Genomic DNA, 24,338 nt, shown 5'->3' with positions numbered 1-24,338 from the left:
CGCCGGTGAGTTGGCGGTGCGGTTGGGTCTTCCGGCCGGTTCCAGCGCCGACCTGGACGGTCTGAGCGCCGCTCGTACCGCAGCCGGGATCGCCGCGCTGCTGGTCGGCGCGTTCGGCGAGGTGGCGGCGCCTGTCGCGAGCGTCGCTCCCGCGGTCGCGGGTTCGGTGCCTGCCATGGACCGGGAGGCCGTGCTCGGTTCGGTGCTGGCTGTCGTGGCGGAGCGCACGGGCTATCCCGTGGAGATGATCGAGCCGGAGCTTGATCTTGAGGCGGATCTGAGTGTGGATTCGATCAAGCGGGCTGAGATCGCCGGTGAGTTGGCGGTGCGGTTGGGTCTTCCGGCCGGTTCCAGCGCCGACCTGGACGGTCTGAGCGCCGCTCGTACCGCAGCCGGGATCGCCGGACTCCTTGTCACCCTGCTGGCCGGTCCCGCCGAAGCCTCGGCGCCCGCTCCCGCCACACCGGCCACCCCCGCCCTGCCCGCCGAACCGGCCGCCGCCGAGGCCGAGGCCGAGATCCTGGCACCTCAGCGGCTGGAGTTCACCGAGGCCGAGCTGCCCGAGGTGACCGGCTCGATCGCGGACGGCAGTACGGTCCTGCTGCTGGGCGGCGGTGAGCTGGCCCCGGTCGTGGCCGAGCGGCTGCGGGCCGCCGGTGCCGTACCGACACTCATACCTGCTGGAGAGCTGCCCGGGACCACTGCCGACGCCGTGATCCATCTGGACGCCCTGGTCTCGGCCGACGCGCCGCTGCCCGAAGCCTTCCCCCTCTTCCAGGCCGTGCTCGCCGGCGCCCCGCGGCGGCTGCTCTCCGTCGAGCACAGGACCGAGGGCGCGGCCAGCGGACTGCGCGGCTTCTTCCGCAGCGTCGCCCGCGAATACCCCGACCTGACCGCGACCCTGGTCGAGGTGGCGCCCGACGCCGGTCCCGAGGCGGTCGCCGAGGCCCTCGCCACCGAACTCGCCGCCACCGACCGGGAACCGGTCGTCCTCACCGACGGCGGCACCCGGCGCGCCCTGCGGCTCACCCCCACCGACCTGGGTGCGCTCGCCGCGACCGGCGCGGGCCCGGCCGGTGACGGTGTCGCCGAGGCCGAGGCCGCCGGGCTCGACCGGGACGCGGTCGTCCTGCTCGTCGGCGGAGCCCGCGGGATCACCGCCAGGTTCGCCCGTACGATCGCCGCCGCCGGCCGGTGCCGGATCGAACTGATGGGCCGTACGCCCGTACCCGCGGAGACCGAGGACCCGGCGACCGCCGGGGCCGCGGACCGCGACGCGCTGCGCGCCGCGTTCCTCCGCTCCGGGCTGACCTCGCCCGCGGAGGTCGAGCGCCGTGTCTCCGCCGTACTCGCCGCGCGCGAGGTGCGGGGGACGGTCGCGGACCTGCGGGCGCTCGGCAGCCAGGTGCGCTACCACTGCGTCGACGTCCTCGACACCGAGGCGGTCCGCGCCGCGGTCAAGGACATCCACACCGAGCACGGCAGGCTCGACGGAGTCGTCTACGCGGCCGGGGTCATCGAGGACAAGCTGATCGCCGAGAAGCCGGTCGAGTCGTTCCGCCGGGTTTTCACCACCAAGGTGGCCGGTGCCCGCGCGGTGCTCGACGCGGTGGACACCCTGCCCGAAGGCCCCCGCTTCGCGGTCCTCTTCGGCAGCATCGCGGGCGCCCTGGGCAACCGCGGCCAGTCCGACTACGCCGCCGCCAACGATGCCCTGGAGGAGCTGGGACGCCGCTGGTCCACCCGGGAGCGGCGCGGTCTGACCGTCCACTGGGGCCCCTGGGCGGCCTCGGAGACCAACGGCGGCATGGTCACCCCCGAGCTGATGCGCTCGTACGCGGCCCGCGGGATCAAGCTGATCGACCCCGAGGAAGGGCCGCTGAGCCTGCTGCGCGAACTCGCCTGGGGCGCGCCCACGGTGCACGCCACGGTCTACACCGCGTCGGGCTGGTGACCGCCGTGCCCTCCCGTACCGAGGCCGCCGCGCCCGTCGCGATCGTCGGCATGGCCGCGTTCTTCCCGGGCGCCGGTGACCTGGACCGCTACTGGCACAACATCGTCAACGGGGTCGACGCGATCACGGACGTGCCCGCCGACCGGTGGGACGAGGAGTTCTACGCGCCCGGCGGGCCCCCGCGCAGCGACCGGGTGTATTGCAGGCGCGGCGGATTCGTCGACCAGGACACCGAGTTCGACGTCGCCCGGTTCGGCATCATGCCCGCCTCCGTGGCCGGCACCGAGCCCGACCAGCTCATCGCGCTGGAGGTCGCCCACCGGTCCATCGAGGACGCCGGCGGAGAGCCCGTACTCCCCGCCGACCGGCAGCGCGCCGGGATCGTGCTGGGCCGGGGCGGCTATCTGACGCCCGGCCTGGTCCGGCTCGACCAGCGGGTACGGACAGCGGGCCAGCTCGTCCGTACGCTCCGCGAGCTGGCGCCCGAACTCGGCGAGGACCGCATCGAGGAGGTCAGGGCGGCCTTCGCCGGGCAACTCGGGCCCGAGCAGCCTGAGTCGGCGATCGGTCTGGTGCCCAATCTGGCCGCCTCGCGCGTCGCCAACCGGCTCGATCTGCGCGGCCCCGCCTACACCGTCGACGCGGCCTGCGCCTCCTCGCTGGTCGCGGTCGACCACGCCGTCCGTGAACTGGCCTCCGGGCGCTGCGACGTGATGCTGGCGGGCGGGGTGCACCACTGCCACGACATCACGCTGTGGAGTGTGTTCAACCAGCTCGGGGCGCTCTCCCCGAGCGAGCGGATCCGTCCGCTGCACCGCGACGCCGACGGGGTCCTCATCGGCGAGGGCACCGGAGTGGTGGTGCTCAAGCGGCTCGCGGACGCGGAGCGCGACGGCGACCGTGTGTACGCCGTGATCTCCGGGACCGGGGTGGCCAGCGACGGCCGCTCGGCGAGCCTTTTCAACCCCGACCCCGGCGGCCAGGTCCGCGCGGTCCGGCAGGCATGGGACGCGGCGGGGCTCGACCCGCGCGCCGCCGACGCCATCGGGCTGCTGGAGGCGCACGGTACCGCCACCGTCGCCGGAGACCGGGCCGAACTGGCCACGCTCACCGAGGTGTTCGGCCCGGCGGCGGGCGAACGGGCCGCCATCGGTTCGGTGAAGTCCATGATCGGGCACACCATGCCCGCCGCCGGGATCGCCGGACTGATCAAGGCCGCGCTCGCCATCCACCACGGGGTGCTGCCGCCGACCCTGCACTGCGACGAGCCCAACCCCGCCCTGGAGGCCACCAGGTTCGCGCCGCTCGCGCGGGCCAGGAAATGGGAGGACTCTCCCACCGGCACACCGCGCAGGGCGGGCGTCAACGCCTTCGGCTTCGGCGGTATCAACGCCCATGTCGTCCTGGAGCAGCCGGCCACTTCGGCCGCCCGTAAGGTCCGCTCGCCGCGTACGACGGTCAGTGAGCCCGAGCGGGTGCTGCGGCTCGCCGCGCGGAACCCGGCGGAGCTGGCCGCGCTGCTCGACACCGACGACTCCGCTGTCCTGGCCGCCGGACTCGACGAGCGAGCCCCGGCGGCGGGCCCGGCCAGGCTCGGCATCGTCGACCCGACCGCGCGCCGGCTGAAGCTGGCCAGGAAGGCGGTCGCCAAGGGCACCGGGTGGCGCGGGCGCAGCGATGTGTGGTTCAGCCCGAGCCCGCTGCTGGGCCCGGCCGGCGGGCGCACGGCGTTCGTCTTCCCCGGGCTGGAAGCCGAGTTCGAAGCCCAGGTGGACGAACTGGCCGAGCGGTTCGGCCTCGACTGGCGCCCCGGACGGGACACCCGGGTCGGCGATGTCGGACGGCACGGCGCGGCCGTCTTCCAGCTCGGCCGGATGCTCGACACCGCGCTGCGCAGGCTCGCCGTCGTCCCCGACGCGGTCGCCGGTCACAGCGTGGGCGAGTGGACCGCCATGGCCTGCGGCGGTATCCACTCCGCCGCGGAGGTCGACGCCTTCCTCGCGGACTTCGACCCGGACGCGCTGCGTGTGCCCGGCGCGGCCTTCGGTGTCCTCGGGATGCCCGCCGACCAGGTCCTCGCCGAACTCGACGGGCGTACGGACGTGGTGCTCTCGCACGACAACGCGCCCAACCAGTCGATGATCTGCGGCCCCGAGGAGGCCGTGACCGCCCTGGTCCAGCTCTTCAGGACCAGGGGCGTGATCGGGCAGGTGCTGCCCTTCCGCTCGGGCTTCCACACCCCGATGCTCGCGCCGTACCTCGGCCCGATCCGGCGCGCCGCCGAGACGTACACCCTGCACCCGCAGACCACCCCGGTCTGGTCGGCGACGACCGCCGCGCGCTACCCGGCCGAACCCGCCGCCGTACGGGAGCTGTTCGTACGGCATCTGCTCGAACCGGTACGGTTCCGGCAGCTCATCTCCGCCATGCACGACGCCGGGTACCGCGCCTTCGTGCAGCTCGGCGCCGGGCAGCTCGGCTCGCTGATCGACGACACTTTGGCGGGCAAGGACCGGCTGGTCGTCTCCGCGCACTCCACGGCCCGGGACAGCCTGGCGCAGCTCCGCCGGGTGGTGACCGCGCTCTGGGTGGACGGCGCGGCGCCCGACGCCGCACCGCTTCTGGAAACCGGCCGTGTGCCGGCGCCGGTCAAGGAGCGGCCGTCCGGCAGGGGAGTCAGGCTGGATCTCGGCGGGGCCCTGGTGTCCCTGCCCGAGGAGGCCAGGAACGTCCTCGCCGGGACGGTCGCCCGTACCCCCGCCGTCGCGGACGGCGGCGCGCTCGAACTGCTGGGCCGGGCGGGCACCCGCTTCCCGGTCGCCGCCGAACTGTCCGCGCTCCTCCAGGACACGGCCGCCGTCGCCAATGAACTGATCGGCGCGGGAGCGGCCCGGCGGAGCGCCCCGCCCGCCCGGGTCCGCCCGCCGGCCCCTCCGGTCCCGCCCGCTCCGCCGGCCCGGCCGGCCCTGCCCGCCGCTCGGCCGGTGTCCGTCCCCGCCGTGCTGCGCGTGGACGTCGCCGAGATGCCGTACCTCCTCGATCACTGCTTCTTCCGGCAGCGTCCCGGCTGGCCCGACGACGCCGACCGCTGGCCGATCGTGCCCGCGACCACCGTGATCGGGCATCTCATGCGGATCGCCGAACAGGCCGTCCCCGGAACGCGCGCGGTCGCGGTCCACGACGTACGGCTGCTGAAGTGGATCGAGGCCATACCCGCCGTCGATGTGCCGGTGGAGATACGGCGGCTCGCCCCCGACCGGGTCGAGGTGAGCCTCACCGGCTTCTCCCGCGCGGTGGTCGAACTGGCGGACCGCCACCCGGCGCCCCCGCACCCCTGGCCGGTCGACCCGGCCGCCGAACGGACACCCGAGATGCGGGCCGAACAGCTCTACAGCGAGCGGTGGATGTTCCACGGCCCGCGCTTCCAGGGCGTCAGCGAGCTGACCGCCATCGGCGATCTGCACGTACGGGGAGTCATCACCGCCCCGGAGGCGCCCGGCGCGCTGCTGGACAACGTCGGGCAGCTCCTCGGCTACTGGATCATGGCCACGCTCACCGAGCGCACCACCGTGTTCCCGGTGGCGATGGACCGTATCCGCTTCCACGGTCCCGACCCGCGCCCGGGCGAGCGGCTGGAGTGCGCGATCCGTATCACCGAGGTCGCCCCGCTCACCCTCACCGCGGACATGCAGCTCACCAGGGACGGCCGGGTCTGGGCCGAGTTCACCGGCTGGCAGGACCGCCGCTTCGACACCGACCCCAATATCCGCGCGGTGGACCGCTTCCCCGGCAGCAACACCCTCTCCACGACCGAACCCGGGGACTGGTCACTGGTGCACGAGCGCTGGCCCGACCTGGCCACCCGCGAACTGATGATGCGCAATGTGCTCGGTGGCGCCGAACGCGCCCGCTACGAGGCACTGCCGCCCGTCCGCAGACGGCAGTGGCTGCTCGGGCGGATCGCCGCCAAGGACGCGGTGCGCGGGCTGCTCTGGCAGGAGGGCGAGGGCGACATCTACCCCGCCGAGATCGCCATCGCCAACGACACCACCGGCCGCCCCCTCGTCCACGGGGTGCACGGGCGCGAGACCGGCGAGCTGACCGTGTCGATCGCGCACTGCCGCGAGAGCGGGGTGGCGATCGCCCGGCGCGGACCCTGCGGGATCGACATCGAGGAGATCACCGAACGGCCCGCGTCCACCGTGGAGACCGCGTGCGGCCCGGCCGAACTCGCCCTGCTCGACCGCCTGGTGGCCGGATCCGCGGAGAGCGGCGCGGAGTGGTTCACCCGGTTCTGGACGGCCAAGGAGGCCGTCGCCAAGGCGCGCGGCACGGGACTGGGCGGCCGGCCGGCCGCGTTCCGCGTGGTCGCCGCGGAGCACGACCGGCTCCGTGTGGTGACCGAAGGCCAGTCGTACGAGGTGCGCGTACGGCGGGTGACCAACCCACGGGGACTGCCCGAGCGGCGGTACGTCGTCGCCTGGACGACCGGTGACCCCACGACAACCGGTGACAACACGACAGGAGAGTTCTGATGAGCACTGAGGCGATCGGCTTCGCGACCGCGGAGCCGGGGGAGCGTACGCCAACTCGCACCGACGACAGCGCCGTACTGGCGTCCACCGTACTGGCGGACATCGCGGACATGCTGCGCGACCTGCTGGCGGAGGACGGCCTCGACGACGCCGAGATCACCCGGGAGACCACCTTCCACGACGATCTCGAACTGGAGAGCATCGACCTGGTGACGCTCGCCGGGTCCCTGCGCGAGCACTACGGCGACCGGGTCAATGTCGCCCTCTTCATCGCCGATCTGGAACTCGACGAGATCATCGCGCTCACCGTCGGTGAGCTGGCCGACTATGTCGCGGCGTCCCTGCGCGCCGGTACGGAGGGCTGACCCATGGCCAAGATCAGCACCGGCGAGATCACCACGCATGTCCAGCGGCTGCCCGCGGCGGTCCGGCCCGCCGACGGGAGCGAGCCGTCCGTGGTCGTGTTCGTGCACGGTCTGCTCACCGACAGCCTCGCCAGCTACTACTTCACCCTCGGCCCGGACTTCGCCGCGGCGGGCCATGACGTGATCATGTACGACCTGCGGGGGCACGGCCGCAGCGACCGGCCGGCCACCGGCTACCGGCTGGAGTCCTTCGTGGCCGACCTCGTCGGACTGCTGGACGCGCTGGACGAGCGGCGCCGGGTGCATGTGGTCGGCAACTCCTTCGGCGGTACGGTCGCCGCCGCCCTCGCCGCGTGGCACCCCGACCGGGTCGCCACGGTCACCATGATCGAGTCCGAGCCGCCGGTCGAGGAGTGGACCCGGCACATGGCCGACGGTCTCGCCGACGCCAAGGACCGGCTCGCCCGCGAAGAGGTCATCAGCTGGATCTCGGCCAAGCACGGCGCGCACACCGCCCGGCTCTCCAAGGGCGCGAGCCGGATCCTCCGTACCACCACGCTCGCCGAGGACATCCCGGCCGGACGGGTCATCGGCGACGACCTCGGCGCGCTCGGCTGCCCGGTGCTGGCGATCTTCGGCGACGAGTCCGGGCTCAGCGCCCAAGTGCCCGGCCTGGAGGCCAAGCTGGCGTCCTGCCGTACGGTCGTCCTCACCGAGCAGGGGCACTCCGTACTGGTCGAGCGGACCGAGGAGACCCGGGAGCTGATCCTGGACTGGGTACGGGAACACACCCTGGCCGGGGCGGTGCGGTGACCCGCTTCCTGCTGGTCGTCCCGCCGCTCGTCGGGCATGTCAACCCGCTGGTCGGGGTCGCGGACGAGCTGGTACGGCGCGGTCACGAGGTGGCGTGGGCCGGTCACGCCGGCCAGATCCGGCGGCTGGCGGGCGCAGACGCCACGGTGTACGACTGCGTGATCCCCGGCGGCGGGCTGAGCAGGCCGCCGGGGCTGACCGGGCCCGCCGCGTTCCGCTTCCTGTGGGCGGAGTTCTTCGTACCGCTCGCGGACGCGATGGCGCCGGGTGTCGACGCGGCGATCGACGCGTTCCGGCCGGACCTCGTCCTCACCGACCAGCACGCCGTGGCGGGCGCGCTGGTCGCCGAGCGGCGCGGGATCGTCCATGTCACCTCCGCGACCACCTCGGCCGAACTCGTCGACCCGCTGGGCGGGATGCCGAAGGTGGGGGCCTGGCTCCGCGAACTGCTGGGCGGACTGCGCGCGCGGATCGGCGATCCCGCGCACACCGGCGATCCCCGGTTCTCGCCGCACGGCGTCATCGCGTTCACCGGGCGCGAACTGCTCGGTGACGCGCCGCCGCCGCACGACCGGACGTACCTCGTCGGCCCGGCCATCGCGCCGCGCGCGGACCGCTCGGACTTCCCCTGGGACGAGCTGGATCCCGCGCGCTCCACGGTGCTCGTCTCGCTCGGCACGGCCAACGCGGACGCGGGCGGGCGGTTCCTGGCCGAGGCGGTCACAGCGCTGGACCGGCTGCGCGACCGGGTGCAGGGCGTGGTGGTCGACCCGGGCCGTACGCTGGATCCGGCGTCGGTACCGGACGGGGTGCTCGTCCGTGAGCATGTGCCCCAACTCGACCTGCTGGCACGGGTGGACGCGGTCGTCTGCCACGCCGGTCACAACACGGTCTGCGAGTCGCTCTGGCACGGCCTGCCCCTGGTCCTCGCCCCGATCCGCGACGACCAGCCCATCGTCGCCGGCCAGGTCGTCGACGCGGGCGCGGGCGTACGGGTCCGCTTCGGCCGGGTCGACGCGGAGCGACTGGCGGCGGCGGTCGAAACGGTCCTGGACCCGACGGGCGGCCACCGGGCGGCGGCGGAGACGATCGGCCGCTCGCTGCGCGCGGCGGGCGGCCAGTCGGCTGCGGCGGACCATCTGGAACGGATCGCGGGGGAGGGGCCGGCTCCGGCGAGCGCGCCGGACGTGGCGCCGGTGACATCCGAACCGGGCTCGGCACGACCGGAGTCCGCGCCCGTACGGGCCGAACGTGCCGTCGTACGACCGGAGTCCGCGCCTGTACGAGCCGAACCTGCCCCCGTACGACCGGAGTCCGCGCCCGCGGCCGACCCCGTACCCGTACCGGCCGAACCCGCCCGCACCTCCCGCTGATTCACCCCTGTCCCACCGGAACATCTGCCCGCGACCCCCGGGATCATCTCTATGACAACCGCTTCCCCACCCACCGCGGTACCCCCCACCGCCCCCTTGCGGGTGCTGCTGCGTTACGCCCGGCCCCATCGGGGCGTGCTCGTCGCCACCCTGCTGCTCGTGCTCGCGGCCAGTGCCTCCGGGCTGGTGCAGCCGCTCGTGGCGCAGCATGTGCTCGACGGGCTGAGCGACGGGCGCGGGGTGCTCGGCCCGGTCCTGCTGCTCGCGGCGCTCGTGGTGCTCGGCGCCGGGCTCACCGGGCTCCAGTCGTGGTGGCAGCAGCGGACCTCGGAACGCGTGGTCCGGCAGATCCGCCGCGACCTGGTGTTCCGGCTGATCCGGCTGCGTGTGCCCGAGCTGGACCGCCGCCCGCCCGGCGACCTCATCGCCCGGGTGACCTCGGACAGTGCCCTGGTCCAGAACGCCGCCACCGAAGGCCTGGTGATGGTCGCCAACGGCGTGCTCAGCATCCTCGGCGCGGTGGTCCTGATGGGCGTGGTGCATCTCGGACTGCTCGGGGTGACCGCCGGTGTCCTGCTCGCCGTCGCCCTGGTCATGGTGCTCATCCTGCCCCGGATCCGGGAGGCGGTCGCCCGCTCGCAGGAGTCGGTCGGCGCGGTGGGCGCCGCGCTGGACCGTACGCTCGGCGCCGCCAGGACCGTGAAGGCCAACGGCGCCGAGGGCAGGGAGACCGCTCTCGCCGGCGAGGCCATCGAGGGCGCCTATCGCGCGGGCCTCACCGGCGCCCGCTATGTGGCGATGGTCAAGGTCCTGTCGGGGGTGTCCATCCAGGCCGCGTTCCTCGCCGTGCTCGGCGTGGGCGGCGCCCTGGTCGCCTCCGGCGGACTCGACGCGTCCGCGCTGATCGCCTTCCTGCTGTACGTCTTCTATCTGGCCAGCCCGGTCGGCTCTCTGGTCGCCGGGATGAGCATGCTGCAACAGGGGCTCGGCGCGGTCGGCCGTATCGAGCAGGTCAAGCACATGCCGGTCGAGGACGACGTCGACACGGACACGGACACGGAGACCGGCACAGGCAGCGGCACCGGGCACCTGGCCGCCGAAGCGCGCCCGTCCGCCGCGCCGCCCGTCGAGTTCCGAGACGTACGGTTCTCCTACCCCGACCGGGCGCCCGCCCTGCGCGGTATCTCGTACACCGTGCCCGGCGGCACGCAGACCGCGCTCGTCGGACTCTCCGGCGCGGGCAAGACCACCATGTTCGCGCTGTTGCAGCGCTTCCACGAGCCGGAGTCCGGCCGGATCCTCATCGACGGCGTCGACATCGCCACCCTGCCCCGCGCCGAGGTGCGCCGGCGCATCGCGTATGTGGAGCAGGAGTCGCCCGTCATGGCGGGCACGATCGAGGACAACCTGCGTTACGCGGCCACCGGCGCCTCGGACGAGGAGATCGCCGAGGTCCTGCGGCTGACCAGGCTCGACACCCTGATCGAGCGCCTTCCCGACGGGCTGCGCACCGCCGTCGGCAACCGCGGGGTGACTCTCTCCGGCGGCGAGCGGCAGCGGCTGGCGATCGCGCGGGCGCTGCTGCGCCGGCCCGAGGTGCTGCTGCTCGACGAGGCCACCGCCCAGCTCGACGCGAGCAATGAGCGGGCGCTGCGGGAGGCGGTGGACCAGGCGGCCCGGCGCTGCACGGTGATCCTGATCGCGCACCGGCTGTCCACGGTGACCGAGGCCGACCAGATCGTGGTGCTCGAACACGGTCTGGTGCGCGCCACAGGAACCCACCGGGAGCTGGTGGAGGCCGATGTGCTCTACCGCGAACTCGCCGCCTCCCAGATGCTGGTGAACGAGCCGGACGAATCGAATGCCGGCGGCGGTATCGGCGGCGAACTCGTCGAAGCGCCGCACTGACCCGTTCGGTCTGCCGGCGTAAAAACAGCGAGGGCGTTCCGCCGAAGAAGCGGAACGCCCTCGCCTTGAGCCATGCGCTATTCCTTGAGACCGATGTTTCCGGTCACCCGGTGAGCGACTTCAGCGCCGCGAGATAACCGTCGCGGTGCCCCGCCGTATTCGGGTGGTAGGACTCATTGATCTTGTCCCATTCCAGGCTGGTCACCCACGGGGTGCCACCCGAGCAGAGCGTGTGCGGGTCGAATATGGGCCGGGCGTCCAGGAATGTGAAACCGGCCTCCGCCGCACGGGCGGACATGACGCTCGCCAGTGTGTCGGCGGCCGAGTTCATGGCCGAGCGCTCGGTGTCGCTCAATCCGAATATTCCGCAGTTGCCGCGAATGGTGTAGAGCCGCGGATAACCGATGACGATGACTCTCGCGTTGGGCGCCTTGGCCCGTACCGCCGCGTAGGTCTGCGCGAGCGCCGGGGAGAGGTAGGCCTGCGCGGCCTGCTTCGCCAGCTCGACGCCGTTGACACAGTCCCGGTCGTCGATGGTGAGGATGCAGTTCGCCAGGACATCGACGAAACCGACATCGTTGCCGCCGACCTGGAGCGTCACCAGCGTGGTGTCCGCCGTCAGTTGGGGGATCTGCGTACTGATCACATCGGCCGTGGTGGCGCCGGAGCACGACGCCTCCACGAACGCGACCGACGGGTGCTGGGCCGCCCAGAGCCGGGGGTAGGCCAGCGGGCCGCGGCGGCATTCGGCGTTGGGGTCGTCGTACGTCCGGGTGCCGGGGGCGACCGCGTACGAGTCACCGAGCGCCACGTACTTGCCGTCCGCGGCCTGAGCCGAGGTCGAAACCGTGACCGCCGCGACCAATGCCAGCAGGACGGTGAAAAGTGCCTTCAATGAACGCACGGAAATACGTCTCCAATGGTGGGGGCATGGACCCGTCATGGATAGCAGTCCAGAGCGTCAAACTGTTGGCGTGTTCATGAAAAAGTTATGACGTCTCAAGGGGCGTCTCAAGAGGCACATGGATGGCGGTCGCCACCAGCCCGCGCCCCGCTGTCCAGCGTCCTGAGAATTCATCGTGCCGATGGTTTCCCACCACAGGACCCGGTACGAGGAGCCGTGCGGTAAAAGTCCGTTCGACCGGATTGATGTCGATGTCCGCCTCGGAGAAATCGAGTTCGCGGCCGGTGAGCGGATACCACACCTTGAAAACCGTCTCCTTGGCGCTGAAAATCAGCCGGTCCCAGCTCACTTCGGGATGGCGCTCCGTCAGCTTCGCTATCCTCTCCGCCTCGTACGGCAGTGCGATGGCCTCCAGCACGCCCTCGGGAAGCGGCGCGTCGGGCTCCGCGTCGATGCCCAGCGCCGCCGTGGCGCCCTCGCCCTCCGACCGGGCCACCACCGCCGCGCGGTAGCCGTCGCAGTGGGTCATGCTGCCGACGATGCCGTCCGGCCACTGCGGCGCGCCCCGCTTGTTGGGCAGCAGCGGTACGGGCGGCTGCCCCAGCCGGTGCAGGGCCCGCCGGGCCAGGAACCGTACGGTGGTGAACTCCCGCTGCCGCTTGGGCACCGCCCGCGCCACATGGGCCCGCTCCTGCGGGAACAGCGCCTCCGCGGCACCCGCCGCCGTATCGTCGTACGCCGCCTCGGCCGCCACCGAGGCGGGCAGGATCTCCCCGATCACCAGGCACCCTCCCGGCCGCTCGGCAGCGGCAGGATCTGCCGCAGCGGCTCCCGGGGCGGGCGTTTGCGCCACTCGCGCGGATAGCCCACCGACACCTCCTCGAAGCGGACGCCGTCGTACCAGGTGACCCGGGGGATGTGCAGATGCCCGTACACCACCGTCGCGGCCCGGAACCGTACATGCCAGTCGGCGGTCAGCTCCGTGCCGCACCACTGGGCGAACTCCGGGTAGCGCAGCACCCGGGTGGGTTCGCGCACCAGCGGGAAGTGGTTGACCAGGACCGTACGCAGCGACGGGTCCACGGCCGCGAGCCGGCGCTCGGTGTCCGCGACCCGGGCCCTGCACCAGGCGTCCCTTCCGTCGTACGGGTCGGGGTGCAGGAAGTGCTCGTCGGTGCAGACGATGCCCGCCTCGGTCGCCACCCGCAGCGACTCCTCCATGGTGGTCGCGCCGGGCGCCAGGAACGAGTAGTCGTACAGCACGAACAGCGGAGCCACCGCCACCGGGCCGCCCGCGCCCCGCCACACCGGATACGGGTCCTCGGGCGTGGAGATCCCCAGCTCCCGGCACAGCTCGACGAGATGGAGATAGCGCTTCTCGCCGCGCAGATCGCACGGATCCTGGGGATGTGTCCACAGCTCATGGTTGCCGGGAGCCCACACCACCCGGGCGAACCGGTCGCTGAGCAACCGCAGCGCCCACTCGACATCGGCGTACTTCTCGGCGACATCGCCGGCGACGATCAGCCAGTCCTCGTCGGAGTCCGGCCGCAGCGCCTCGACCAGCGCGCGGTTCTCGTCGTACACGACATGCAGATCACTGACGGCAAGGAGCCTTCCACCGGACACAGCACCGTCCCCCTTATTCGTGTTTCCATCGGTCTTCGGACGCGCCGGACCGGGCCGGCGCGCCCACCCTGCGAGATTACGCGGAAACACATGACGCGGCCCGGGCCGCCGTGTTGCGGGCAGATGTCGGGCGGGGTCAGCCGCCGGCCGGCAGCGGCGCGGTACGCGGGGCCGCCGCGCGGGCCGAGTGCAGCCGGGCGTAGAGGCCCTGACGCCCGATCAGCTCGTCATGGGTGCCGCGCTCGACGATCCGCCCCGACTCCATGACGACGATGAGATCCGCGTCCCGGATGGTGGACAGCCGGTGCGCGATCACAAAGCTGGTCCGGCCCGCGCGCAGGGTGTTCATGGCACGTTGGATGAGGACTTCGGTGCGGGTGTCGACCGAACTCGTCGCCTCGTCGAGCACCAGGACCGCCGGGTCCGCGAGAAACGCCCGGGCGACCGTGATGAGCTGCTTCTCACCGGCGCTGACGCTCGACGACTCGTCGTCCAGCACGGTGTCGTAGCCGTCGGGCAGCGTACGGATGAAACGGTCCGCGCAGGTCGCGCGGGCCGCGGCGACGATCTCCGCACGGGTCGCGCCCTCGTGCCCGTACGCGATGTTCTCGGCGATCGTGCCGCCGAACAGCCAGGTGTCCTGGAGCACCAGGCCGAACCGCGACCGCAGATCGTCCCGGGTCATCGAGGCGGTGTCCGTACCGTCCAGCAGGATGCGGCCCCCGTCGACCTCGTAGAAGCGCATGAGGAGATTGCCGAGAGTGGTCTTGCCCGCGCCCGTCGGGCCGACGATCGCGACCGTACTGCCCGGCTCCACCGTCAGCGACAGATCCTCGATCAGCGGGGTCTCGGGGGAGTAGCGGAACGACACCCGCTCGAACCGCACCCGGCCCCTCACCTCGCCGGGCGTGGCCGGGCGTACGGGATCGGGGTCCTGCTCCGCCGCGTCGAGCAGGGTGAACACCCGGGCGGCGGAGGCGATTCCGGACTGGAGGCGGCCGGCCACGCTCGCCACCTGCACGATCGGCTGGCTGAACTGCCGGGAGTACAGGATGAAGGCCTGGACGTCGCCCAGGGTCAGTGCGCCGCTGACGACCTTCCACGCGCCGACCACGGACACCACCACAAAGCCGAGGTTGGCGATGAACATCATGGCGGGCTCGATGGAGCCCGCGGCGAACTGGGCCTTCGCGCCCGCCCGGTACAGCGCCTCGTTCTGCGCGTCGAAGTCCCGCTCGGCCTCCTGGCGCCGGCCGAAGCCCTTGACCAGCGAGTGGCCCGTGAAGATCTCCTCGACATGCGCGTTCATCGCGCCGGTGGCGGCCCACTGGTCCGTGAACCGGGGCTGGGCGCGCTTGCCGATCCAGGCCGCGAGCACCGCCGACACCGGCACGCTCGCCACCATGATCAGAGCCAGCGAGGGGGAGAGGACCAGCATCAGGATCAGCATGGTCCCGATCGAGAGAACCGAGGTGATCAGCTCGGCGAGGGTCTGCTGAAGGGTCTGCTGGAGATTGTCGACATCGTTGGTCGTACGGCTCAGCACCTCGCCCGCCGGATGCCGGTCGAAGTAGCTCAGCGGCAGCTTCCCGAGCTTCTCCTCGGCCCGCTCCCGCAGTCCGAAGACCACCCGCTGGACGACGGCCGCGACAAGCCGGCCCTGCACGAGCATGAAGAGCGAGGCCGCGACATAGAGCGCGAGCAGGACCAGCAGCAGATCGCCGACGCGGCCGAAGTCCACCCCTGCCACGGCGTTCTGACCCTCCGTCAGAACGCCCTCGACGATCAGGTCGGTGGCCTTCCCGAGCAGCAGCGGGCCGAAGGCGTTGCAGCCGATCCCGGCGATGCCCATGAGCAGCGCCATCGCGACACGGGAACGGTACGGCCGGAGCAGTCCGAGGAGCCGGCGGCCCGGCCCGGCGGACTCCGCGGGGCCGGGGCCGGCCGGCGGGGATTCCGGCTGGTCAGGGCTGTCCGGCGAGACCATGGACGGCCTCCTCCTCGGTGAGCTGGGAGAGCGCTATCTCGCGGTAGGTCGTACTGTCGCGCAGCAGCGCGTCATGGGTACCGGTGGCGACGACCCGCCCCGCGTCGAGCACCACGATCCGGTCGGCGTGCCGCACCGTGGCGACCCGCTGGGCGACGGTGAGCACGGCCGCCCCCGCGGTCTCGGGCGCGAGGGCGGTACGGAGCGCGGCGTCCGTGGCGTAGTCGAGCGCCGAGAAACAGTCGTCGAAGAGGTAGATCCCGGGCCGGCGCAGCAGGGTGCGGGCGATGGCCAGCCGCTGACGCTGGCCGCCGGAGACATTCGTACCGCCCCGGGCTACCGGCGCGTCGAGTCCGCCGGGCATGGCCTCGACGAAGTCCGCGGCCTGGGCGGTACGGAGGGCCTGCCACAGCTCTTCGTCGGTGGCGTCCGGATTCCCGAAGCGCAGATTGCTCGCGACGGTCCCGGAGAACAGATACGCCCGCTGCGGTACGAACCCCACCGCGTGGCTGAGCACTCCGGGGTCCAGCTCCCGTACATCGGTGCCATGGACCCGTACCGAGCCCGCGGTGACATCCATCAGCCGCAGGACCAGATTGAGCAGGGTCGTCTTGCCGCTGCCGGTGCTGCCGAGGATCGCCACGCTCTCGCCGGGCTCCGCGCGCAGGTCGATCCCGTGGAGTATCGGCTTCTCGGCGCCCGGGTAGCGGAACTCCGCCCCCCGGATGTCGAGCCCGCCGACCGCGCCCGAAGGCCGTACCGGAACGGCGGGAGGGACCACGCTCGTCGAGGTCGCCACGATCTCCTGGATCCGCTCGGCGGACACCTTCGCGCGCGGCACCGACAGAAACACGAACGCGATCATCACGACCGACATCAGGATCAGCGAGAGATAGCTCAGGAACGCGCTGAGCGCGCCGATCCCCATCGTGCCGCTGTCGATCCGGTGCGCGCCGACCCACAGGATCGCCACCATGAAGCCGTTCATCAGCAGCAGGACCACCGGGAGCATTGACGCGATCAGCCGGCCCACCCGCCGTGACACATCGAAGAGTTCGGTATTCGTCCGGGTGAACCGCGCGCGCTCATGGGCGTCCCTGACGAAGGAGCGCACCACCCGCACCCCGGTGATCTGCTCGCGCAGCAGCCGGTTCAGCCGGTCGAGATATGTCTGCATCCGCTCGTAGAACAGCCCCATACGGGCCAGGAGCAGCCCGAACGCGACACCGACGACCACCACCAGGACCACCAGGATCAGCGCCAGCGGAACGTCCTGCTGGAGCGCCAGCACCACACTGCCCAGGCACATCAGGGGCGCCGACACCACGATGCCGAACCCCGACTGGGCCAGCGTCTGCACCTGCTGCACATCGTGGACCGTACGGGCCATCAGCGACGGCGTACCGAAGCCGCCCACCTCGCGGGCGGAGAAGTCCAGCACCCGGCGGAAGACCACCGAGCGGATGTCGCGCCCCATCGCCATCGCCGTACGGGCACCCAGCGACACCGCGCCGACCGCCGCCGCGATCTGTACGAGCGCCACCGCCACCATGACCGCGCCGGCCCGGCCGATGTAGCCGCTGTCCCCGGCGACCACCCCGCGGTCGATCAGCGCGGCACCGAGCGTCGGCAGCAGCAGCGTGCCGAGGATCTGCACGAGTTGCAGAAGAACGAGCAGGGCCACCGGCCGCCGATAGGGGCGCACATGAGTTCGCAGAAGTCCGAACAGCACGGAAAGACACTCCGGTTGACAGAGCCGGCCCGGACGCCGACGCACACAGTGCACCGCATCCGGGGCCCGAAAATCCCTAGTGTTACCGGCGATCCGTCTTCGCAGCGGTGCCCGCACTCGGGAATTCCCTAGTAAGCCCGGGTTTTCTTGACACCGGTGGCGGCGGCTTGCGAGCGTGCCGGTGTCTATCGTCCGGACAGAAGCGTATTCGATGCGAGGTCGTCGACCTAGCTCTGCGTTTGGGCGGTCTCTCCGTGGTCGAGAAGGGGTAGGTATGTCCAAGCGAGCGCTGATCACTGGAATTACCGGGCAGGACGGTTCTTATCTGGCCGAGCATCTGCTGTCCCGGGGCTATCAGGTCTGGGGATTGATCCGCGGCCAGGCCAACCCGCGGAAGTCCCGGGTCAGCAGGCTCGTTTCCGAACTGTCGTTTGTGGACGGCGATCTGATGGACCAGGGCAGCCTGGTCTCCGCCGTCGACACCGTCCAGCCGGACGAGGTCTACAACCTCGGCGCGATCTCCTTCGTCCCCATGTCGTGGCAGCAGGCGGAGCTGGTCACCGAGGTCAACGGCATGGGTGTGCTGCGGGTCCTCGAAGCCATCCGGATGGTGAGCGGCCTCAACAGCTCGCGCACCGCCTCCGGCGGCGGCCAGATCCGCTTCTACCAGGCGTCGTCCTCGGAGATGTTCGGCAAGGCGGCCGAGACCCCGCAGCGCGAGACGACGCTCTTCCACCCGCGCAGCCCGTACGGCGTCGCCAAGGCGTACGGCCATTTCATCACCCGTAACTACCGCGAGTCCTTCGGGATGTACGCGGTCTCCGGCATGCTCTTCAACCATGAGTCCCCGCGCCGCGGTTCGGAGTTCGTGACCCGGAAGATCTCCCTCGCGGTCGCCCGGATCAAGCTCGGACTCCAGGACAAGCTCCACCTCGGAAACCTCGACGCGGTCCGCGACTGGGGCTTCGCCGGCGACTACGTACGCGCCATGCATCTGATGCTCCAGCCCGACGAGCCGGACGACTACGTGATCGGCAGCGGCGCCATGCACTCGGTCAGGGACGCGGTACGGATCGCCTTCGAGCATGTCGATCTGAACTGGCAGGACTATGTCGTCATCGACCCCGAACTGGTGCGCCCCGCCGAAGTCGAGGTGCTCTGCGCGGACAGCGACCACGCCCGTACCAAACTGGGCTGGAAGCCCACCGTCGACTTCCCGGAACTCATGCGGATGATGGTGGACGCCGACCTCAATCAGGTCTCCCGCGAACACGAATACGGAGATCTTCTGCTGGCTTCCAACTGGTAGCGGACCGAAGGGGCCGGGGAAACTAGGGATTTCCCGTCGCGGTTCCCACGACACTCGCCACATGGCTTTCCCGATTCGGCTGCGAAGCCATGTGGCTTTCTTCTTGCCGCAAGCATGACGCCGCAATGCACAACGAGCGCGGGATGTCCGGCGTGATTCATGTTCGGCCGCTGGCTGTCGAGATGGGTTGAGTTGAGATGGACAACGAACAGAAGCTCCGGGACTACCTCAAGCTTGCGACCGCCGATCTCCGAAGGACGCGGCAGCGGGTCACCGAACTGGAGACGGCCGCTCTGGAGCCGATCGCCATCATCGGGATGACCTGCCGCTACCCCGGCGGTGTCAGCAGCCCGGAAGACCTGTGGCGCATGGTGGAGGCCGGCGGGAACGGTATCTCGGCGTTCCCGGCCGACCGGGGCTGGGACACCGAGGCGCTGGCCGGCTCGGCGACCGCCTCCGGCGGATTCCTCCATGACGCGCCCGACTTCGACGCCGAATTCTTCGGTATCTCGCCGCGCGAGGCCGTGGCCATGGACCCGCAGCAGCGGATCGTCCTCGAATCGGCCTGGGAGGCCTTCGAGCGCGCCGGGATCGACCCGGCCTCCGTCAAGGGCAGCCAGACCGGTGTCTTCATGGGCGCCATGGCCCAGGACTACCGGGTCGGGCCAGCCGACGGCGCCGAGGGATTCCAGCTCACCGGCAACACCGGCAGCGTCCTGTCCGGACGTATCTCCTACACCTTCGGTACGGTCGGACCCGCCGTCACCGTCGACACCGCCTGCTCCTCCTCCCTGGTGGCCGTCCATCTCGCCACCCAGGCGCTGCGTTCCGGCGAGTGCTCCCTGGCACTCGCCGGCGGTGTCACCGTGATGTCGAGCCCCGGGACCTTTATCGAGATGGGCCGGCAGGGCGGGCTCTCCGCCGACGGGCGCTGCCGCTCCTTCGGCGACTCCGCCGACGGCACGGGCTGGGCCGAGGGTGTAGGCGTCCTCGTGCTGGAGCGGCTCTCGGACGCCCGGCGCAACGGGCACGAGATCCTGGCCGTGGTGCGCGGCAGCGCCGTCAACCAGGACGGCGCCTCCAACGGCCTGACCGCGCCCAACGGCCCGTCCCAGCAGGACGTCATCCACCAGGCGCTGATCAACTCCCGCCTCTCGGCAGGGCAGATCGACGCGGTCGAGGCCCATGGCACCGGCACCACTCTCGGCGACCCCGTCGAGGCGCAGGCGCTGCTCGCGACGTACGGCCAGGGCCGCGACCGGGACCGTCCGCTGCTGCTGGGCTCCGTGAAGTCGAACATCAGCCACACCCAGGCCGCGGCCGGGGTCGCCGGTGTGATCAAGATGGTCATGGCGATGCGGCACGGAGTGCTGCCCAGGACCCTGCTCGCCGACGAGCCCTCCTCGCATGTCGACTGGGACCAGGGCGCGGTCCGCCTCCTCGGCGAGAACACCGCCTGGCCCGAGACGGGCGAGCCCCGGCGGGCCGCCGTCTCCTCGTTCGGCATCAGCGGCACCAACGCGCACACCATCATCGAACAGGCCCCGCCCGCCTCCGAACCTGAGGAGGGCTTGGCGGACATTCCGGACACCGCCGAGCCCGGCACCGTACCCCTGCTGCTCTCGGGACGGACCAGGGACGCGCTGCGCGCCCAGGCCGCCGCGCTGCTGGCCTCGCTGGAGGCCGCCCCCGCGGCCGGCGTCCTCGACACCGCCTACTCACTGGCCACCACCCGGGCCGGTTTCGAACACCGCGCGGTGCTCCTCGCCGACGACCGCGCCACCGCGCTCGCCGGACTGACCGCGCTCGCCGAGGACCGCGTCCCGGCCGGCCTCGTCCAGGGCACCGCCCGGGGCGACGGCAAACTCGCGTTCCTCTTCACCGGGCAGGGCTCGCAGCGCCTCGGCATGGGCCGTGAACTCCACGCCCGCTTCCCGGTGTTCGCGGAGGCCCTGGACGAGGTGCTCGACGCGCTCGACCCGCTCCTCGACCGGCCGCTGCGCGAGGTCCTCTGGGGCGAGGACGCCGACGCGCTGAACCGTACGGAGTACGCGCAGCCCGCGCTCTTCGCCGTGGAGACCGCTCTCTACCGGCTCGTCGAGTCCTGGGGCCTCAAGCCCGACTACCTCACCGGCCACTCCGTCGGCGAGATCACCGCCGCCCATGTCGCCGGAGTACTCTCGCTCGCCGACGCCGCCGCGCTCGTCGCCGCCCGCGGCCGGCTGATGGGGGCCCTGCCCGCCGGCGGCGCCATGATCGCCGTACAGGCAACCGAGGACGAGGTCGCCCCGCTGCTCGCCGGACACGAGGACACCGTGTCCGTCGCCGCCGTCAACGGCCCCTCCGCGCTCGTCCTCGCCGGCGAGGAGGACGCCGTCGCCCGGATCGCGGCACAACTGGAGGAGGACGGCCGCAAGACCAAGCGGCTCCGTGTCTCGCACGCCTTCCACTCCCCGCTCATGGAGCCGGTGCTCGACGAGTTCCGTGCCGTCGTCGCGGGACTGACCCTCCAGGCCCCGCTCCTGCCGTTCGTCTCCAACGTGACCGGAGAGCCCGCGACGGTCGCCCAGGTCACCTCCGCCGACTACTGGGCGGACCATGTCCGCCGGGCCGTACGGTACGCGGACGGCGTCGCCTGGCTGCTCGGCCACGGAGTCACCGAGTTCCTCGAACTCGGCCCCGACGGGGTGCTCTCCGCGATGACCCAGGAGTGCGCCGAGGCCGCGGACACCGCGCAGGACCCGGTCGTGCTTCCCGCGCTGCGCGCGGGCCGCCGCGAGATCCACACCCTCACCGCGGCCCTGGCCGGACTCCAGGTGCGCGGCGCCGCCGTCCGCTGGGACGCGTACTTCGCCGCCACCGGAGCGCGCCGTACGGACCTGCCCACCTACGCCTTCCAGCGCCGCAGGTACTGGCCCAAGGGCGTCCAGGGCCACACCGCGGACCTGCGGGCCGCGGGGCTCGGCGCCGCCCACCACCCGCTGCTCTCCGCCGCCGTCTCCCTCGCCGGCTCCGAGGGTGTCCTGCTCACCGGCCGTCTCTCGCTCCGGTCCCACCCCTGGCTCGCCGACCACGCCGTGCGCGGCACCACCCTGCTCCCCGGCACCGCCTTCCTCGAACTCGCCGTACGCGCCGGGGACGAGGTCGGCTGCGACCGCGTCGAGGAACTCACCCTGGCCGCCCCGCTGGTCCTTCCCGAGCACGGCGGTGTGCAGGTCCAGCTCTGGGCCGGCAGCCCCGACGACTCCGGCCGCCGTACCGTCCACGTCTACTCCCGCCCCGACGACGGCGACGAGACCGCCGCGTGGACCCCGCACGCCACCGGTGTGCTCGCGCTCAGCGAGGGAAGCACCGGCTTCGACGCCTCCGTCTGGCCGCCGGCCGGAGCCGAACCGGTCGGCACCGACGGGCTGTACGAGCGGCTCGCCGACGACGGATTCGCGTACGGCCCGGTCTTCCGCGGCCTGCGCTCCGTCTGGCGGCTCGACGGCGAGGTGTACGCCGAGGTCGCCCTGCCCGAGGGCGGCGAGGCCGACGCCGAGGCCTTCGGGCTGCACCCCGCGCTGCTCGACGCGGCCCTGCACGCCGCGTCCTTCATAGAACTCGGCGCGGAGAGCCGGGGCGGGCTGCCCTTCTCCTGGGAGGGCGTCTCGCTGTACGCGACGGGCGCCACCGCGCTGCGGGTACGGCTCGCCCCGGCCGCCGAGGACGCGGTCTCCCTCACCGTGGCCGACGCCTCCGGCGAGCCGGTCGCCTCCGTCGACTCGCTGGTTCTGCGCGCGGTCGCCGGCCGGACGCTCGGGGGCGCCGCCAGGGACGCGCTGTTCGCGCTGGACTGGGTGGCGCCGAGGACCACCGCGCCCGCGCCCGGGTCGATCGCCCTCGTGGGCGCCGACGCGTTCGGACTCGCCGGGGACCCGGCGCTCGCGGCGGCCGGTGCCCACCCGGACCTGGTATCGCTGGCGGCTTCGGAGGATCCGGTTCCGGATGCCGTCCTGATGACCCTCACCGGTGAGCCCGGCGCCGACGCGGCCCACACCCTGACGGCGGACGCCCTCGCGGCGGCCCAGGCCTGGCTCGCCGAGGAGCGGTTCACCGGATCCCGGCTGGTCTTCGTGACGCGCGGCGCGGTCGGCGGGCACGACCCGGCGGCGGCCGCCGTCTGGGGTCTGGTGCGCTCCGCACAGTCCGAACACCCGGGCGCCTTCGGGCTCCTGGATCTCGACCCCGAGGGGCCGGCCGAACTGCCGCTGACGGCTCTCGCTCCGGACGAACCCCAACTGATCGTCCGCGGCGGTGAGATCCTCGCCGGACGTCTGGTCCGCAGAGTTCCCGGCGACACCCCTGCCGCCCCCGTCTGGGACGGCGACGGCAGGGTTCTGATCACCGGTGGTACGGGCGGTCTCGGCGCGGTCTTCGCCCGGCATCTCGTGGCGGAGCACGGTGTACGGAAGCTGCTGCTGGCCAGCCGCCGGGGACCCGCCGCCGAGGGCGTCGGCGAACTCGTCGCCGAACTGACCGCCCAGGGCGCCGATGTGGCCGTCGCCGCCTGCGACGCGGCGGACCGCGAAGCCCTGGCGGACCTGCTCGCCGAGCACACCGTCTCCGCCGTCGTGCACACCGCGGGCGTCCTGGACGACGGAGTGATCGGCTCGCTCACCCCCGAGCGGCTCGACACCGTCCTGCGCCCCAAGGCCGACGCGGCCTGGCATCTGCACGAGCTGACCCGCGACCTCGGCCTCACCGCCTTTGTCGTCTTCTCCTCCCTCGCCGGAGTCCTCGGCAGCGCGGGACAGGGCAACTACGCGGCCGGCAACGCCTTCCTGGACGCCCTGGCCGAACGCCGCCGCGCCGAAGGGCTGCCCGGCACCTCCCTGGCCTGGGGCCCCTGGGACCGTACCGGCGGAATGACCGGCACCCTCGCCGACACCGAGGCCGAGCGGCTGGCACGCTCCGGGGTCCCGCCGCTGTCCGTGGAGCAGGGCACGGCGCTGTTCGACACGGCGCTGGCGACCGGCGAGGCCGCCCTCGTCCCCGTACGGCTCGATCTGCCGGCCCTGCGCGCGGCGGGCGAAGTCCCGCCGGTGCTGCGGTCGTTGGTCCGTACCCGCTCCCGCAGGGCCGCGGTCTCCGGCTCCGCCACCGCGGGCGGTCTGGTCCAGCGGCTCGGCCGGCTCGACGAGACCGACCGCGCCGATCTGCTGCTCGACCTGGTCCGCGGACAGGTCGCCCTCGTCCTCGGCCACGCGAGCGGCGAGGACATCGACGCGGGCCGCGCCTTCCGCGAGCTGGGCTTCGACTCCCTCACGGCGGTCGAGCTGCGCAACCGGCTCACCACCGTGACCGGACTCCGGCTGCCCGCCACCCTGGTCTTCGACTACCCGACCGTACGCCACCTCGTCACCTACATCCTGGACGAACTGCTCGGCGCGGACGCCGCGCCGGCCGCTCCCGCGCCGGCGCGCTCGGCCGCCGTGGCCGACGACCCGATCGTGGTCGTCGGCATGGCCTGCCGCTATCCGGGCGGGGTGGAGTCGCCGGAGGACCTGTGGCGGCTGGTCACCGAAGGCACGGACGCGATCTCCGGATTCCCCGCCAACCGCGGCTGGGACCTGGACTCCCTGTACCACCCGGACCCGGACCACTCCGGTACGGCATACACCCGCTCCGGCGGATTCCTGCACGAGGCGGGCGAGTTCGACCCCGAGTTCTTCGGGATGAGCCCGCGCGAGGCACTGGCGACCGACTCGCAGCAGCGGCTGCTTCTGGAGGCCTCATGGGAGGCCGTCGAGCGGGCCGGCATGGATCCGCAGTCGCTGCGCGGCAGCG

13 protein-coding genes (1 of these 13 running past the window's edge) are annotated in these 24,338 nt (G+C 72.2%); 8 read left to right on the top strand and 5 right to left on the bottom strand.

The window, feature by feature from the left end; translation table 11 throughout:
• The 6 genes from ACFU9P_RS27505 to ACFU9P_RS27480 all read left to right on the top strand — a co-directional run.
• On the top strand, positions 1-1,954 hold a 1,954-nt coding region (locus tag ACFU9P_RS27505; protein ID WP_384085724.1), incomplete at its 5' end, for an SDR family NAD(P)-dependent oxidoreductase.
• A complete protein-coding gene (locus ACFU9P_RS27500) occupies positions 1,951-6,489 on the top strand; it encodes a beta-ketoacyl synthase N-terminal-like domain-containing protein (RefSeq protein ID WP_384085722.1) in 4,539 nt (1,512 codons plus the stop codon). The genes ACFU9P_RS27505 and ACFU9P_RS27500, both read left to right, overlap by 4 nt.
• A gap of 110 nt (positions 6,490-6,599) precedes the next feature.
• The gene (locus tag ACFU9P_RS27495) at positions 6,600-6,854 is read left to right on the top strand and encodes an acyl carrier protein (RefSeq protein WP_232789160.1); all 255 of its coding nucleotides are present in this window, start codon (positions 6,600-6,602) and stop codon (positions 6,852-6,854) included.
• Between the two features lie 3 nt (positions 6,855-6,857).
• Complete coding sequence (locus ACFU9P_RS27490; protein WP_376383610.1) at positions 6,858-7,667, top strand: alpha/beta fold hydrolase; 810 nt, start codon at positions 6,858-6,860, stop codon at positions 7,665-7,667.
• Positions 7,664-9,040 carry a nucleotide disphospho-sugar-binding domain-containing protein gene (locus ACFU9P_RS27485; protein WP_384085718.1) on the top strand — a complete coding sequence of 459 codons (1,377 nt, stop codon included), beginning with the start codon at positions 7,664-7,666 and terminating at the stop codon, positions 9,038-9,040. The genes ACFU9P_RS27490 and ACFU9P_RS27485 overlap by 4 nt, the downstream gene beginning before the upstream one ends.
• A gap of 51 nt (positions 9,041-9,091) precedes the next feature.
• Positions 9,092-10,948 (top strand): ABC transporter ATP-binding protein, encoded by a 1,857-nt coding sequence (locus ACFU9P_RS27480; protein WP_384085714.1) that lies wholly within the window; start codon positions 9,092-9,094, stop codon positions 10,946-10,948.
• A gap of 103 nt (positions 10,949-11,051) precedes the next feature.
• On the opposite strand, the gene ACFU9P_RS27475 is transcribed toward ACFU9P_RS27480, so the two are convergent.
• The 5 genes from ACFU9P_RS27475 to ACFU9P_RS27455 all read right to left on the bottom strand — a co-directional run bounded on the left by ACFU9P_RS27475 (position 11,052) and on the right by ACFU9P_RS27455 (position 17,200).
• Entirely contained in the window at positions 11,052-11,852 is an 801-nt protein-coding gene (locus ACFU9P_RS27475; RefSeq protein ID WP_376383616.1) for an SGNH/GDSL hydrolase family protein, read from the bottom strand.
• A gap of 85 nt (positions 11,853-11,937) precedes the next feature.
• A complete protein-coding gene (locus ACFU9P_RS27470; protein ID WP_384085710.1) occupies positions 11,938-12,633 on the bottom strand; it encodes a 4'-phosphopantetheinyl transferase in 696 nt (231 codons plus the stop codon).
• Positions 12,630-13,481: a metallophosphoesterase family protein gene (locus tag ACFU9P_RS27465; RefSeq protein WP_376383622.1), complete on the bottom strand. Its 852-nt coding sequence runs from the start codon at positions 13,479-13,481 to the stop codon at positions 12,630-12,632. The genes ACFU9P_RS27470 and ACFU9P_RS27465 overlap by 4 nt, the downstream gene beginning before the upstream one ends.
• Before the next feature lie 136 nt (positions 13,482-13,617).
• A complete protein-coding gene (locus tag ACFU9P_RS27460) occupies positions 13,618-15,468 on the bottom strand; it encodes an ABC transporter ATP-binding protein (RefSeq protein ID WP_384085705.1) in 1,851 nt (616 codons plus the stop codon).
• Positions 15,446-17,200, bottom strand: coding sequence for an ABC transporter ATP-binding protein (locus ACFU9P_RS27455; protein ID WP_384085702.1), 1,755 nt, complete (start codon positions 17,198-17,200; stop codon positions 15,446-15,448). Before ACFU9P_RS27455 ends, ACFU9P_RS27460 begins: the two co-directional genes overlap by 23 nt.
• 274 nt (positions 17,201-17,474) lie before the next feature.
• Between ACFU9P_RS27455 and ACFU9P_RS27450 the strand changes: the two genes are divergently transcribed.
• Positions 17,475-18,509 carry a GDP-mannose 4,6-dehydratase gene (locus ACFU9P_RS27450; protein ID WP_376383630.1) on the top strand — a complete coding sequence of 345 codons (1,035 nt, stop codon included), beginning with the start codon at positions 17,475-17,477 and terminating at the stop codon, positions 18,507-18,509.
• A 197-nt stretch (positions 18,510-18,706) separates the two neighbouring features.
• Positions 18,707-24,338, top strand: partial view of a type I polyketide synthase gene (locus ACFU9P_RS27445; protein ID WP_384085698.1) — the 5' end (the start) only. 22,985 nt of this gene lie beyond the right edge of the window; the window shows 5,632 of its 28,617 coding nt (coding positions 1-5,632); the start codon lies at positions 18,707-18,709; its stop codon lies beyond the right edge, outside the window.

It is taken from the genome of Streptomyces sp. NPDC057617 (assembly GCF_042800555.1).
Classification (GTDB): Bacteria; Actinomycetota; Actinomycetes; order Streptomycetales; family Streptomycetaceae; genus Streptomyces.
Note: the sequence above shows the minus strand (reverse complement) of the source record. Positions and strands in the feature narration are given on the sequence as shown.

Excerpts from the sequence above, each read along its gene's own strand:
- ACFU9P_RS27495 (WP_232789160.1), top strand. The coding sequence starts at position 6,600 with ATGCTGCGCGACCTGCTGGCGGAGGACGGCCTCGACGACGCCGAGATC.
- ACFU9P_RS27490 (WP_376383610.1), top strand. The coding sequence starts at position 6,858 with ATGGCCAAGATCAGCACCGGCGAGATCACCACGCATGTCCAGCGGCTG.
- ACFU9P_RS27480 (WP_384085714.1), top strand. The coding sequence starts at position 9,092 with ATGACAACCGCTTCCCCACCCACCGCGGTACCCCCCACCGCCCCCTTG.
- ACFU9P_RS27460 (WP_384085705.1), bottom strand. The coding sequence starts at position 15,468 with ATGGTCTCGCCGGACAGCCCTGACCAGCCGGAATCCCCGCCGGCCGGC.
- ACFU9P_RS27450 (WP_376383630.1), top strand. The coding sequence starts at position 17,475 with ATGTCCAAGCGAGCGCTGATCACTGGAATTACCGGGCAGGACGGTTCT.